Source organism: Gilliamella sp. Nev6-6, assembly GCF_001690605.1.
Classification (GTDB): domain Bacteria; phylum Pseudomonadota; class Gammaproteobacteria; order Enterobacterales; family Orbaceae; genus Gilliamella; species Gilliamella apicola_C.
Genome location: NZ_LZHP01000013.1, coordinates 33,065 through 48,360, shown reverse-complemented (window position 1 = coordinate 48,360; position 15,296 = coordinate 33,065). Strand labels below are relative to the sequence as shown.

At 35.4% G+C, this 15,296-nt stretch carries 10 protein-coding genes and 1 pseudogene; 7 read left to right on the top strand and 4 right to left on the bottom strand.

What is annotated here, in order from left to right; genetic code table 11:
- Nucleotides 1–527: 527 nt before the first annotated feature.
- Nucleotides 528–2,468, bottom strand: a complete 1,941-nt coding sequence (locus A9G42_RS01430) for a TonB-dependent receptor domain-containing protein (RefSeq protein WP_179854580.1) — start codon at nucleotides 2,466–2,468, stop codon at nucleotides 528–530.
- Between the two features lie 200 nt (nucleotides 2,469–2,668).
- On the opposite strand from A9G42_RS01430, the gene A9G42_RS01425 reads away from it, so the two are divergent.
- From A9G42_RS01425 to A9G42_RS01415, 3 genes are all read left to right on the top strand, one after another.
- On the top strand, nucleotides 2,669–3,592 hold the full coding sequence (locus A9G42_RS01425; protein WP_065652427.1) for an ABC transporter substrate-binding protein: 924 nt from the start codon (nucleotides 2,669–2,671) through the stop codon (nucleotides 3,590–3,592).
- Nucleotides 3,593–3,905: 313 nt separating this feature from the next.
- Nucleotides 3,906–5,228, top strand: a complete 1,323-nt coding sequence (rimO, locus tag A9G42_RS01420) for a 30S ribosomal protein S12 methylthiotransferase RimO (RefSeq protein ID WP_065588080.1) — start codon at nucleotides 3,906–3,908, stop codon at nucleotides 5,226–5,228.
- A 6-nt stretch (nucleotides 5,229–5,234) separates the two neighbouring features.
- Nucleotides 5,235–6,623: an MATE family efflux transporter gene (locus A9G42_RS01415; protein WP_065652426.1), complete on the top strand. Its 1,389-nt coding sequence runs from the start codon at nucleotides 5,235–5,237 to the stop codon at nucleotides 6,621–6,623.
- 537 nt (nucleotides 6,624–7,160) lie between these two features.
- Here the strand turns inward: A9G42_RS01415 and proB are convergent.
- Genes proB through gpt form a run of 3 tightly spaced genes read right to left on the bottom strand, consistent with a single transcriptional unit; the run spans nucleotide 7,161 to nucleotide 10,114 of the window.
- Nucleotides 7,161–8,270, bottom strand: a complete 1,110-nt coding sequence (proB, locus tag A9G42_RS01410; RefSeq protein ID WP_065588078.1) for a glutamate 5-kinase — start codon at nucleotides 8,268–8,270, stop codon at nucleotides 7,161–7,163.
- 27 nt (nucleotides 8,271–8,297) lie between these two features.
- Entirely contained in the window at nucleotides 8,298–9,554 is a 1,257-nt protein-coding gene (gene frsA / locus A9G42_RS01405) for an esterase FrsA (protein WP_065588077.1), read from the bottom strand.
- A gap of 23 nt (nucleotides 9,555–9,577) precedes the next feature.
- Complete coding sequence (gene gpt, locus A9G42_RS01400) at nucleotides 9,578–10,114, bottom strand: xanthine phosphoribosyltransferase (RefSeq protein WP_081302232.1); 537 nt, start codon at nucleotides 10,112–10,114, stop codon at nucleotides 9,578–9,580.
- A 149-nt stretch (nucleotides 10,115–10,263) separates the two neighbouring features.
- Between gpt and A9G42_RS01395 the strand changes: the two genes are divergently transcribed.
- The 4 genes and pseudogenes from A9G42_RS01395 to A9G42_RS01380 form a co-directional block, all read left to right on the top strand.
- Entirely contained in the window at nucleotides 10,264–11,727 is a 1,464-nt protein-coding gene (locus A9G42_RS01395; protein WP_065582950.1) for an aminoacyl-histidine dipeptidase, read from the top strand.
- A 235-nt stretch (nucleotides 11,728–11,962) separates the two neighbouring features.
- Complete coding sequence (gene argC / locus A9G42_RS01390) at nucleotides 11,963–12,973, top strand: N-acetyl-gamma-glutamyl-phosphate reductase (protein WP_065582949.1); 1,011 nt, start codon at nucleotides 11,963–11,965, stop codon at nucleotides 12,971–12,973.
- Between the two features lie 67 nt (nucleotides 12,974–13,040).
- Nucleotides 13,041–13,820 (top strand): acetylglutamate kinase, encoded by a 780-nt coding sequence (gene argB, locus A9G42_RS01385; protein ID WP_065582948.1) that lies wholly within the window; start codon nucleotides 13,041–13,043, stop codon nucleotides 13,818–13,820.
- A gap of 102 nt (nucleotides 13,821–13,922) precedes the next feature.
- Nucleotides 13,923–15,140, top strand: a pseudogene (locus A9G42_RS01380) (argininosuccinate synthase); the annotation flags it as partial.
- Nucleotides 15,141–15,296: the final 156 nt, after the last annotated feature.

Sequence of the window (15,296 nt, the reverse complement as noted above, 5' to 3'; positions counted from 1 at the left end):
TAAAACATCGATTTTTATAGTAGAGCATCCTGCAACAGAACCATCCTGCAAGAAACTTGATAAAATAAACCCTCAGCTTTCGATAAGGATTTAAAAGAGTAAAAGAATAAATATACGCTTAATTCTCTTGTTTATAATATTGATATCATTTGCAGTCTATTAACCATCAAAGGTGGGGCGTAGCCACCTCCTGTTTTAAATATATCAACAGATATTTAATCAATCAAGGTGATTTATGGCAAAATCAGTAACTGAAACAGCTCAAAACGAGGATTTGAAGTAGAAGATTTAAAAAAACACATTGACAATATCGCATTAATTGAGCAAGTAAGTAAAAGCCTAGATATATCACAAACTCAATTTATGATTGATACAGAGTATTTTTATCAAAAACAAAAAAATAAAATCAACATTTTATATGGGTTATTTTTTAGTAAATAAACGCATAAATCAATGGATTATTTACAAAAAAGGCAACTAAATTAAAGCTGCCTTAAAATAATAAACCAAAATAAAATATTGGTTGATTAGAAATTAATTTCGGTGCCCACAAAATAACGGCGACCTTCTAAGGTTTTACCAAAATCTTCGTTAGAAACGTTTTTGTCAAACAAATTATAGACCCCACCATAAACTTTAGCATCTTTGTTTATTTGGAAAGATGCGCCCACATCCCAGAAAGTATAGCCTGGATAGTCAACTTTTGTACCATTACGATTATTCGATGATTCCATGCCATAATAGGCCATTTTAGCCCATAAATCCCATTGCTCAGTAGCATACCAATCTAGTTGGGTATTGAATTTTTGTTTTGGTGTTCGATTTAAAGGACGTCCTTTATATTTGCCACTTTTTTGTTCTGTTTTTGTCCAAGAGTAGTTAGAGCTTAGTAAAAAATCGGTTAATAATGGTGTTTTGAATGAAAATTCAAAACCTTTAAGATCGGCCTTACCCACATTTTCACGACCTTGTATAAAGTCAAATATTTTACTATAACCATTTAACTCACAGCTATGCTTGTGATTACAGATATAATATGACTGAATTTTATCTTTATATTTTGTATAAAATGCTGTTGCAGAAGTATCGATACCATAATCATTAGTATATCCGATCCCGATTTCAAAATTATTTGATTTTTCTGGTTTTAAATTTGGATTCCCAATGATTACCCCATCTGAGTATCCGCCTCCAGTTACTTGTCCCCAATCACTTACAACATAACGTAGCTGTGGAGTTGCATAGCCTGTAGAATAACCTCCTTTTAGAGTAAAGTTATCATCAATATTCCAAACACTATAAACTCTTGGATTCCAGTTACTGCCATAATTTTCATCTTTGTTATAACGTAATCCTAAAGTTAGGCTCCAATTTTCTAAAATGCGTAATTCATCTTCGCCAAATAGCGCATAATTCCAACGATCGATTTTAGATAATGTTGTTTTTAGCTGGTTTCCTTTATCATGTAATTCTTGATAATTATATTTTCCGCCTAAAGTCAGCATATTGATACTAAAAGGAATAGTCACACGTGTATCTACGTCGGTATTTCGAATTTTCATACTTCTTTTAGGGTTGTTATTGCCTTCATAAGCAACAAAGGAAGTGGTAGATACATCACCAAACAAACCATTATGTGTCAGAGCAAACGAATTACGGCGATTATCCCGATTAAAATTATTTCTAGATTTATCTCTTGTTTTGCCTGAGGTTGCGTTACTATTTTGCAAAGATCGTCCAAAATCAAGATCAAATTTTTGTGTATCAGATGCATTTAAAGATAATTTACCATTTAAGCTACGTAATTTTTGTCCTGAATGACCATTTAAAAATTTGTCTTCATGGCGTCTTGAATATTGTCCATAAAGTTGGATACCCAAAATATCATCAATAATCGGTCCCATAGTTGAGAAACTACCAGTATAGGTATTTTTTTCTTCTGAACGATAAGGAATAACTGATTCTAGACGCAGGCCACTTTGCCATTTATTTGACACTTTTTTGGTAATGATATTAATAACCCCACCCATGGCATCAGAGCCATATAATGACGACATCGGCCCACGCACCACTTCAATACGTTCAATAGCGGTTAATGGTGGTAGCCAGCCTTGTTCAAAACCAGAATTGTCACTATTAGGTCTTGTTTCACGCGTACTAATTTTTTTGCCGTCAACTAATATCAAGGTATACTTTGCATCCATACCACGAATGCTAATATCAGTAGAATCACCACCACCGGTAATATTTACGCCAGGGATATCTTTTAGCGCATCAGTAACATCGCGGTAAGGTTTATTTTCGATTTCTTTAGGTGTAATAACTGTAATAGTCGCAGGTGCTTCTTTCACTTGTTGTGAGAAACCTGATGCAGTAACAACCATGGTATCAGTATCTGAATTGCTAGCAGCCATAGCAGTACTTGATAATGACAACAAAATGCTAGTATTAATGACATGTGTTGCCAACTTAAACTTCCTTTTTGCGTTCATTTATTATAACCCCATTATTTATAATGATATTTACATTTCTTTTCATTTCTAAGCACACTACACTATATGATAATGATTATCAATATCTTTGTAAAAAATTATTTATATCTAGACAAACTTTCTTTGTTGAATAATAATTATTATCATTTAAACTAAGCCGATGCGAGAATTTAGACATGAATAAGAAAAAAAAGTTACTTTTGAGTAGTATTGCTGTAATTGTATTAGGGTTAACCGCCTGTCAGTCATCAACAATGCGCGTAATTACTGATAGCCAAACGGTAGTTGTTCCTAAATCGCCTAAAAAAGTAGTAGTAATGAATTATGGTGCATTAGATACTTTAGATGCGTTAGGAAAAGGAGCGATAGTTGCTGCAACTCCACTATCAGTTATTCCATCTTATTTGCAACAATTTAATCATGCGTCGCTCTCCGATACTGGTAATATGAAAGAGCCTAATATTGAGGTAATCAAAAAAGTTAAGCCTGATTTGATTGTAATTGATGGGCGTCAAGCAAGTAAAACTGAAGAACTATCAAAAATAGCACCTGTCATTAATTTAAGTGTTGATGCTAAAAATTATGTTGAATCGACCAAAAACCATATTCAAGTGCTAGCCAATATAACTGGGTCAGAAAGCAAAGCGAATGAAATTATCCAATCATTAGATAAAAAAATTCAAAATGCCCAATCTGTAGCTCAAGCCAGCCCTAAAAAGGCCATTGTAGCTATCCACAATGATGGAAAGATGATACTTATTAATTCAAGCTCAAGTGCGGCGCTTATTCATGATGTGCTAAACGTTAAGCGTGCTGTGCCACTAACTATTATGCCTGCGCAATCAAAACTCGGGAAACCTGCGCCAGTTTTTATTGATGATAATTACATCAAATCAGTGAAACCAGATATCGTTTTTATCGTTGACCGCAGTAAAGCAATTGGTAATCAAGGTATGGTTGAACACTATTTTTCTCCAAAAGTACTAAACAAAAGCAAAACAAAAGTAGTTTATTTAACACCTGATCTTTGGTATTTGTCTGGTGGTGGTTCTGAAAGTATAAATCTTCAGATAGACGAAGTCACTAATGCATTAAAATAAGATTGTTAATAAATTTATCTCCCTATTATTAAAATAGCCTTTATTAGTAATAAAGGCTATATTTGGTTGAAATGGAGGTGTTATTCAATAATTTGTTTTTTCTATTTAAAAATAATAGGTTAAATCTTATTACTACTATCAACTAAATCAGTTAATACATATCTAATATTCCTTTCAAATTTGAAAATCAGTGTATCAACTGTAATGAAATGTGATAGAATGCCGAGGTTATTTTGATTAGCAAATAATTATAAAAATAGTTTATTAAATTCTCAAACAATACCTCTTTATATAAAACACAATTATAAACACTATGAATATATCACCCCCTACAATTGGATTTGTGAGCCTTGGCTGTCCTAAAAATCTAGTCGATTCTGAACGAATTTTAACTGAATTACGCACGCAAGGTTATCAAGTTGTGCCAAGCTATGATAATGCCGATCTGGTTATTGTTAACACTTGTGGATTCATTGACAGTGCCGTACAAGAATCTCTTGAAGCAATTGGTGAAGCATTGAACGAAAATGGTAAAGTCATTGTTACTGGATGCCTTGGCGCAAAAGAAGATCAAATTAGATCTGTACATCCCAAAGTACTTGAAATATCTGGCCCACATAGCTATGAATCTGTATTAAGTCATGTTAATAGATATGTCCCCAAACCTGCATATAATCCTTATACGAGTTTGATTCCTCAACAAGGTGTGAAATTAACACCGAAACATTATGCTTATCTCAAAATTTCAGAAGGCTGTAACCACCGTTGCACATTTTGTATTATCCCATCTTTGCGTGGAGATATGATTAGCCGACCAATTGGTAACGTTTTAGATGAAGCCAAACGCTTAACTGATAGTGGAGTTAAAGAACTATTAGTTATTGCGCAAGATACGTCAGCCTATGGTATCGATATAAAAAACCGTACTAACTTTTGGAATGGTATACCATTAAAAACCGATATTCAGACCCTTTGTGAACAGTTAGCTAACCTAGGAATTTGGGTAAGATTGCATTATATGTACCCTTATCCTAGTGTTGATGACTTAATACCATTAATGGCTGAAGGAAAAATCCTACCTTATTTAGATGTGCCATTACAACATGCAAGCCCATCAGTTTTAAAATCAATGAAACGACCGGGAACTATTGAAAGAACCTTAGAGAGAATTGATAAATGGCGTGAAATCTGCCCAGATATTACTTTGCGCTCCACTTTTATAGTCGGATACCCAGGTGAAACAGATCAAGATTTTGAGCTATTGCTCAGCTTTTTATCTCAAGCACAATTGGATCGTGTTGGTTGTTTCACATATAGCCCCGTAGAAGGTGCTGCTGCCAATAAACTAGCTAACCAAATACCAGAAACGATCAAACAAGAGCGTTTTGATCGTTTTATGCAATTACAGCAAAAAATCTCCACACAAAAGCTACAAGCCAAAATAGGTAAAACGCTTCCCGTTATTATTGATGAAGTTGATGATGAAGGCGCAATAGGCCGTAGCATGGCTGATGCTCCTGAAATAGACGGTGTTGTATATTTAAATGAAGAAAACCAAGTTAAAGTAGGTGATATTATTCAAGTTAATATTGAGCATTCTGATGAATACGACCTCTGGGGAACAGTTAAAAGGTAATAAACCATGAAACAACATTATAAACATGAAGTAAAAAATCTTGGTAAATTAGCAGTTCCTGTACTTATTGCTCAAGTATCTCAAACAGCAATCACCTTTGTCGATACCATTATGGCGGGAAATTATAGCAAAACAGCCTTATCTGGAGTAGCTATTGCCGTATCAATTTGGTTACCAACAATTTTATTTGGCCAAGGTTTGTTAACGGTGCTAACCCCTATTATCTCAAACTTAAATGGTGCAGCTAAACGTGATCAGGTTGCAAGCCAAACTCGTCAAGGTGTGGTAATTGCTTTAATATTGTCGATATTAATGATGATTTTCTTATATCATTCTGACAAAATAATTAATTTAAGGAGTTCAGTTGATCACCCGATTGATCCCGAAATGGTTAACGTTGCCGTCTCATTTTTACGCGCTATCATGTGGGGGGTGCCTGCGTTCTTACTCTTTTTAGTTTACCGAAATCAATGTGAGGGACTATCGAATACTAAACCCGCTATGGTAATCATATTTATTGCTCTTCTTGCCAATATTCCAATTAACTATATTTTAATCTATGGAAAGTTAGGCTTACCTGCTTTTGGTGGCGTTGGTTGTGGCATTACAGCAACAATTATATTTTGGCTTATGTTTATTTTAATACGCTTATATACACTAGTTAGTCCAAGCCAACAAGATATACGTAATACTCCAATCACAAAACTGGTTGATTTTACTATAATCAAAAAGATTATTATACTGGGTACCCCTTTAGCGCTGGCTTACTTCTTTGAAATGAGCCTTTTTGCTGTGATTGCGTTATTAATAGCTCCATTAGGCCAAATAACCGTTGCTGCTCACCAAATCATTTTTACTATCAGTAGTTTGACCTTTGCTATTCCATTATCTCTTGGTGTTGCAACCAGTATACGTGTTGGCTATTTACTAGGTAATAAAAAACCAGCGTTAGCTAAACAAACCGCCTATATTAGTTTATCAATATCGCTCTGCATGGCTGTTTTTGTTGCACTAGTTCTAGTTATTTTTAAAACACCAATTATCGCACTATTTACCAGTGAGGCCGCAGTCATTGCTATCTGTATGCAGTTAATTATTTTACTTGCTATCTATCAAGCATCTGACTATTTGCAAGTTGTGGCAAGTAATGTGTTGCGAGGTTATAAAGATACTCAAAGCATTTTTTTTATTACACTACTATCTTACTGGGTTGTTGGATTGCCTGTTGGTTATGTTCTAGGATTGACCGATCTAATCATTAAGCCAATCGGTGCCGCTGGTTTTTGGATAGGAATTATATCAGGGCTTGCTGTTGCAGCATTATTATTAATTGCTAGAATGGTTTACATCCAAAGACAGCCCGCTGAAGCTATTTTAGAGCGCGCAGCAAGATAAATTATTTAATTAGAACAGCTAAAGTTTTAAAAGGATTAACACATTTTATAAACAGCAAGTGATGTGATAAGCGCTGCAATAATTGGCTGAAAATGTGTTTTATCCAATCCTATAAATAATTGTGTGTATTTACTTATTTTTAATATTTTTAATATTTGTAATATACAAAAAATAGGCAACTGAAAATGAATAAAAAATATTCAAAGATTTAGTAATGGAGTTATCTAACAATCTGAGAAACGTAAGGCTTCCGATGGATGATTCGGTCAAAAGATGATGTATTTAGCTATATAATAAGTTTTTGAAGAACTCATAATGCGAATTTGAAATTGTAACGCTGCAATCGATTGGTTTATTGTAGAATTTGGTAACAGAACTTCTCATCACTTTTAACGAGTAAATACGCAAACTTTGGATTAGATTCTTCCTTAAGATGACTTTATTTTCTATCCTAATGAGTTAATCGTTTAATACAATAATACATTATTTTTTGTTTATGATTGGGTTATATCGGAAAAACATTAATTCAATTATCTGTTATTTAATTATCATATCATCTCGATGAACAGCAACAGAACCATATTCATAGCCAATAATTTGGCTAATATTTTGGGAATGGTGTCCTGCAATTTGCCTCAGTGCATCGCTATTGTATCGGCTAACACCTTGAGCAATATGCTTGCCGATGCTATTACAAATATCAATCACTTCACCACGAGAAAAGTTTTTTTCAACTTTTATAATGCCTTTTGGTAGTAGTGAACTACCGTTGTTTAATATTGCATTAACCGCACCATCATCTAAAAATACTTTACCAACTTTAGGCGCGCCAAATAACCAGTATTTTCGGTGCTCTAGTGGCGTTTTTTGCGGCAGAAATTTTGTGCCAACAAATTGATTATTGATAATATCAATAATCACATTAGATCTATTTCCAGCAGCAATTACCACTTCAATACCTGCGCTACCTGCAATTTCCGCAGCTTGTAATTTTGTGCTCATACCTCCTGTACCCAGTCCAGAAACACTACCACCAGCAATACTACGTAAATTATCGTCGATATGGTCGATCTCTTGGATAAGTTTTGCATTACTATCTGTTCTTGGATCGGCTGTATATAAACCATCAATATCGGTTAATAATATCAGTTTATCGGCTTGAGCTAAAATAGCAGCAAGGGCAGATAAATTATCGTTATCGCCCACTTTTATTTCGGCTGTCGCTACTGCATCGTTTTCATTGATTACAGGAACGATACGATTATCTAACATGGCTTTTAATACATCTTGTGCATTTAAAAACCTTTCACGATCTTCTAGATCTGCACGAGTTAGTAACATTTGGCCAATATAGATTTTATAGATAGAAAATAGCTGTTCCCAAAGTTGTATCAGTTTGCTTTGCCCAACAGAGGCGAGTAATTGCTTTGAGGCGATAGTATTAGGTAAGGTAGGGTAGTTTAAGTATTCGCGACCTGCGGCAATGGCGCCAGAAGTAACAATAATAATTTTATGTCCATTTTGATGTAAAGTTGCACATTGTCGTATTAACTCAACTATTCGTGCCCGATCTAGCTGTTTGGTGCCACCAGTTAGTACACTGGTGCCTAATTTAACAACAATAGTTTGTTGTTTATTATTGGACATAATATGGCTCTTTTGGTTAATCGTGAATTATAAAACAGACCTCATCCATTTGATTGATTGGGTTAACGCCTGATGTAAACTTTTTTGTAGTGGTGTTTTTGGCACGGTCACTATTTTATTTTGTTTAGTTGAATGAATCAATTTTGCTTCACTAAGATTACTTAATTTATCATTTTCAAAAATGATATTCATGACTGGTACTTGGCAAGCATGTGTTAAAAGACCTTGGTTTTTTAGAGAAAAATAATTTAACTCTGCGGCTAATTGCTGATTGGATATCGAAGGTAAACCCAAACGGCTAGCTAGCATATCTTTATAACTATTAGGGAGATTTTTTTGCAGTTCTTTGTCAGCAAAAATTTGATGAACAAATGGCGTAAAGTTAAATAATCCTCTAATTTTATTTGGCATTAAATAAGCTAAACGAGTGGCAATATGCGAACCAAATCGAAAACCAGCAACAATAACACGATGATCATCAATCCATGGTATGTTGGGCAATTGTTCCAATATAGCTTGATGAATTTTACTGCTATTTTGTGTTAAAGCAAAATTACGGCTATAGCCAACAGAAGGTAAATCAACAGTTAACATGGCAAACCCTTGAGGGGCTAAAAATTCACTAAAATATCGATAATAATCGATCTGTAAATTACCCAAAGCATTGCAGATTAGTACCACAGGGCAAGCCCCTTCAGTTTTTGGTAGGTGTAGAATTGTTTTAACGTTGTGATTATCAACTTTAAATTCAAGTTCTTTAACCAAAAAAGGTGAAAAATTAAGGGCCTTGGAATAAGCTTGATAAGCACAGGCTTGGGCATACATTGCCAGTTCATCATTTTTAAAATGTGGATAACTGGCAATACTTGCATATTCACTGGCAATAAGATACTCGTTGAGTAGCTTATCTTTATCTGCATCGGTAAGATTTGTTTTATCTACTGACTCTGCTTTAGTTTGCCACATTGCTGCTTGGTTTAAAAACTCATAAATCCAGTTACCAGATTGATAACCGATAACAGTATCTAGCCATTTATCATTTGTGTGGCATCTTGTTGAAGCGGCAATTTTTGATAAAACCGCTTCAGCTTCTAATTTTGGTAACCCCCGCCAATGCCACAAAATGGGGTTGACAATTCGATACCATTTTGAGTCGACCTCTCCATCTAACGCACTAATGCTACTGCCATTACTACTATCAGTACGGTTAATTAGCGTCGAAGTTTCAGGATAATTCAATTGTGGTTTGAATATCTGTGCTGTTAGATTTTCGGTAGCTGCCATAACAACCTTGGTATCCTTATTGATTATTTATGATCGCAAATAGGTTTAACAAACATAACACCTGTATCCCAAGGCTGTTCGATCCAAGTGTCTTGAGCAATATCTACAACATAATCATCAACAAGTGGTTTACCTGCCGGTTTTGCAAAGATAGTAACAAAGTGGGCTTTTGGATACATTTCACGAATAGTGTGAGCAGTGTTGCCCGTATCGACTAAATCATCAACGACAATAAAGCCTTCGCCATCACCATTGGCTTGCTTTAGGATCAGTTTTTCGCGTTGATGATCGTGATCATAACTTGAAATGCAAACGGTATCGACATAACGAATACTAAGTTCTCGAGCTAAAATAGCGGCAGGGACTAAACCACCACGGCTAACGGCAATGATACCTTTCCATTGATTAGCAGGTAATAAACGTTCTGATAGTTGACGCCCGTAGGATTGCAACATTTCCCAGGTAACGTTGAATTTTTTCTTTTCAGCAATAAGTTCTGCTTTGTGTTGTTTTTTGGCTTGGATTTCTTCTTCTGTTAATAAAGTTTGTTCTGTTGACATGAGTAACCTGCAATTTTAATCGAATGTGTGAATAAATAAATATTCATGAACTAAAAATAGATGTAAAATTGCACCTTATTATAGAGTGATTAGTTAAAAAAAACCACTCCTTAATTTAATACTAACTTAATTAATTTTGAGGTTATATCATGCTTTCTACTTTAGCACCCAAATTTGTTTGGCAGATTTTTAATGATATTTGTAAAATCCCGCATCCATCTCATCATGAACAAATGATAACTAAATACATTGTCGATTTTGCTAATACGCATCATATCGACTGCAAACTTGATAAAGTAGGTAACATTTTACTCACTAAGCCAGCAAGCAAAGGTATGGAACAGTGCCCATCAATTGCTTTGCAAGCTCATATGGATATGGTGCCACAAAAAAATGAAGGCACTGTGCACGATTTTTTAACTGATCCAATTCAAGCTTATGTTGATGGTGAATGGGTAAAAGCCAAAGGTACCACGTTAGGTGCAGATAATGGTGTCGGCTTAGCATCTGCGCTAGCTGTGTTAATCGATCCGGCTGTTGAACATGGGCCGATTGAAGTATTGATAACGACCTCAGAAGAAACAGGTATGCACGGTGCTTTTGGTTTACAACCTAATTGGTTAAAGAGCCGTTATTTGATTAACACTGATTCTGAAGATGAGGGGGAAATATTTACGGGTTGTGCTGGAGGTGTTGATTTTTCCACAACTTTTGCTGTGACCTATGCGGTAATACCTGAAAAGCACGATTGTTATATGAGCATTTCACTAAAAGGACTAAAAGGTGGGCATTCTGGTTGTGATATTCACCTTGGGCGCGGTAATGCAATCAAATTAATGGCTCGCTTTTTAGCGCAGTATGTACAAGATATCCCATTTAGATTAGCCGACATAAAAGGTGGCTCATTACGTAACGCTATTCCAAGAGAAGCTTTTATTGAAATCACTTTAAATAAACAAGATCTACCTAAATTAGAAGCCATTGTTAAACAATATCAAACTATTTTACACAATGAATTAGGCCATGTAGAACCCACTATCGAAATAACATTATCTGAAGTTGAATCTAATAAAGTCAAAAGGGTATTAACAGTCGAGCATCAAAATAAGATTATAAACTATCTCAATACCGCACCTAATGGTGTGATTAGAATGAGCGATCAGCTTCATGGTGTGGTTGAAACATCACTTAATTTAGGTATAGTCAGTATCGAAGACAACCAATTTAATGCCCATTTTTTGATTCGCTCTCAAGTGGATAGTGCAAAAGATGCTGTTGTATCAACATTGGTATCGTTTAGCCAACTTATTAATGCTAATTACGAAATCAGTGGTGGCTATTCGGGTTGGGAACCCAATTTAGATTCGCAATTACTTAAACTTGCAAAAGGTAAATATCACGAAATTTTTTCTCAGCAGGCAAAAATAATGGTGATACATGCAGGGCTGGAATGTGGTCTATTTAAGCAAAGCTATCCAAATATGGATATGATCTCAATTGGACCAACAATTGTTTCACCACATTCCCCAGATGAGAAAGTCAATATCCAAAGTGTTTATCGTTATTGGGAATTATTGATAGCAATATTAAAATCAGCAAGTTTTTTAAAATAATATAGCTCATTAAATACCTACCGATCGTTATTGGTAGGTATTAACATTATTTGTTTGTACCTTACTTTTGCAAAAATTGTTTTAGCATTTAAGCCTTATCTTAAAATCAATTCCGAATAGAAATAATGAAATTAAATTCATAAAAAGTGAATAAAAATTCATTTTGCGCTTGTATTAGTCTTTTGAATGGCTTACTATATGCACAATTATTGCGTAAGAATTAATAAGGATGAATATGTTAAAGGCAATTGTTATCGGTGCAAGCGGGTATGCGGGCGCAAAATTAGCCTATTATTTGCACAAGCATCCCCATGTCGAACTTACCGCTTTAATTGTGTCGGAAAATAGTCAAGATGGTGGCAGGCTGATTTCTGATTATGAGCTACATCCTCAGCTAAAAGGGGTTATTGATCTGCCACTTATAGCCACGTCTGATTATTCTGCTTATATCAATGATGTTGATATTGTTTTTTTAGCCACCGAACATACCGTTAGTCACAATATTGCTCCTTACTTTTTAGAGTATGGTTGCACTGTATTTGATTTGTCAGGCGCATTTAGGGTAAATTGTGCTACTTTTTATAGCGATTACTATGGTTTCACGCACCAACACCTTAAATGGTTAGATAAAGCTGTTTATGGTTTAGCTGAGTGGAATGCTGAGCAGATCAAACATGCACAGCTTATTGCTGTGCCTGGGTGCTATCCTACCGCTTCGCAATTACCACTAAAACCGTTAATCGAAGAGAGTTTATTGGATAATTCACAATGGCCGGTAATTAATGCTGTAAGTGGTGTGAGTGGCGCAGGCCGAAAGCCTTCACATAATAATTTATTTTGCGAAGTAAGTTTACATGCTTATGGGGTATTTACTCATCGCCATCAGCCCGAAATTGCAACGCATTTAGGGCAAGAAGTTATTTTTACACCGCATTTAGGTAGTTTTAAACAAGGTATCCACGCCACAATCACTTGCCGAGTAAAAGCGGGTGTAACATCACAAGATATTCTTGCTGCTTTAAATAAATATTACCAAAATAAACCTTTAATTCGAGTGTATCAAAAAGATTGGCCTGCATTAAAATCTGTTGTTGGTTTGCCTTATTGCGATATTGGCTTTGTATTAAAAGATCGTCATTTAATCTTAATTTCTGTTGAGGATAACTTATTAAAAGGCGCAGCAACGCAGGCTGTACAGTGCATGAACATTCGGTATGGTTTTGATGAAACAACCGCATTATTATAAAAATGGACTAATTTCTATTTTAAATTTTGAACATCTTAACAATAAGTTAAATTACTAGGAAACTAAAATGAGACCATTAGTTATAAAACTTGGTGGCGTATTACTTGATAACAAAGATGCCTTAAGCCAATTATTTGTTGTTATTAGTGAATATAAAAAGAATTATCAACGATCTTTAATTATTGTTCATGGCGGTGGTACGGTAGTTGATTCATTAATGGATAGGCTTTCTTTACCCGTAGTACGCCGAAATGGGCTACGTGTAACGCCAGCTGATCAAATTGATGTTATTGTAGGAAGCCTTGCTGGTAGCGCAAACACCAAATTATTGTCTGAGGCTAAAAAACATCAAATACCAAGTGTTGGGCTCTGCCTTGCTGATGGTAATAGTGTTAAAGTCAAACAAATTTCGGAAGAGCTAGGTTATGTTGGCGAAGCTCAAGCAGGCGATCCTACATTAATAAATTTACTTGTTAATGCAGGTTATTTGCCAATTGTTAGCTCAATTGGCATCACCGAAAGTGGGCAAATGATGAATGTTAATGCCGATCATGCTGCGGTAGCGCTCGCTAAAACTTTAGGTGCAGACTTAATATTGTTGTCTGATGTCGTTGGCGTGTTTGACGAAAATAAGCAACGGATTGAGTCTTTAACACAATCGCAGGCGAATCAATTGATCGCTAAAGGTATTATTACCGATGGTATGGTGGTAAAAGTGAATTCGGCTTTTGAAGCAGTTAAAGAACTGGGGCAGCCGATTGTAATTGCCAGTTGGAAAGAGTCCGATCAACTTATTAAATTATTTAATGGAATATCAGGAGCAACGGGTACAAAAATTATTGCTTAAATAATAAGTATTTGTATTAGGCTAGTTATCATCAATGCAAATATAAAAGTATATATCTTTAACGCATTTATTTATCGTAAGTTAATTTGGAAAGGGTGTAACATGAAAAAAAGTGGAACAAAAAAGGTTGTATTAGCTTATTCAGGTGGTTTGGATACATCAGCAATTATTCCTTGGTTAAAAGAAAACTATGGCGGATGTGAAGTTTACGCTTTTGTTGCTAATGTAGGTCAAGATTCCAAAGAATTAAAAGATGTCGAAAAGAAAGCTAAAGCCTCGGGGGCTGTGGCTTGTAAAGTGGTTGATTTACGAGAAGAATTTGTTAAAGACTATGTATACCCTGTTTTGAAAACAGGCGCCCTATATGAAGGCACTTATTATCTTGGTACCTCGATGGCTCGTCCAATTATTGCAAAAGCACAAGTAGAATATGCATTAGAAGTTGGTGCAGATACACTATGTCATGGTGCAACAGGTAAAGGTAATGACCAAGTACGCTTTGAAACAACTTACACCGCACTTGCACCACAACTAAAAGTCATTGCACCTTGGCGTGAATGGGATCTACGTTCACGTGAAGCATTAATTGATTATTTAAAAGTTCGTAAAATCCCAACCACGGCAACGGTTGAAAAAATTTATAGCCGTGACGAAAACGCATGGCATATCTCGACTGAAGGCGGTGTGCTAGAAAGTACTTGGAACCAAGCTAATGCTGATTGCTGGGCTTGGACTGTTTCGCCCGAAGATGCGCCAGATAAACCAGAACTGGTTACTATTGGAATAGAAAAAGGTGAAGTAGTGTCGGTAAATGGCGAAAAATTATCGCCTTACAACTGCGTGGCAACACTGAATAAAATTGGTGCAAAACATGGTGTTGGTCGCGTAGATATTATTGAAAATCGCCTAGTTGGTATTAAATCACGTGGTTGCTATGAAACTCCAGGTGGCACAATAATGATGACAGCATTACGTGGTTTAGAGCAATTAATCTTAGACCGTGACAGCTTTAAATGGCGCGAACAACTCGGAATTGAAATGGCCTATGTTGTTTATGATGGTCGTTGGTTTGCTCCATATCGACGTTCAATTCAAGCAGCCGCTGAAGTATTAGCACAAGACATGACAGGCGAAGTTGTTGTTAAACTTTATAAAGGTAATGCAACAGCAGTACAAAAAAAATCGCCGAATAGTCTATATAATGAAGAGTTTGCAACATTTGGAGAAGATGAAGTTTATGATCACAGCCATGCAGGTGGCTTTATTCGTCTATTCTCGTTATCCTCACGTATACGAGCTTTAAATGAAGATAAGAAAAAACAACCAGCTCAAAAGACCAAATCAGCTAAATCTATTAAAACAGCGGAACCGGTGAGTAAAACATAGCGACAAAAGTGAAAAAGTGATTTCCGATATCATAAATAAAATAACAACAATATACAGGCTAATGTCTGTATGTTGTTATTTTAGATAAAA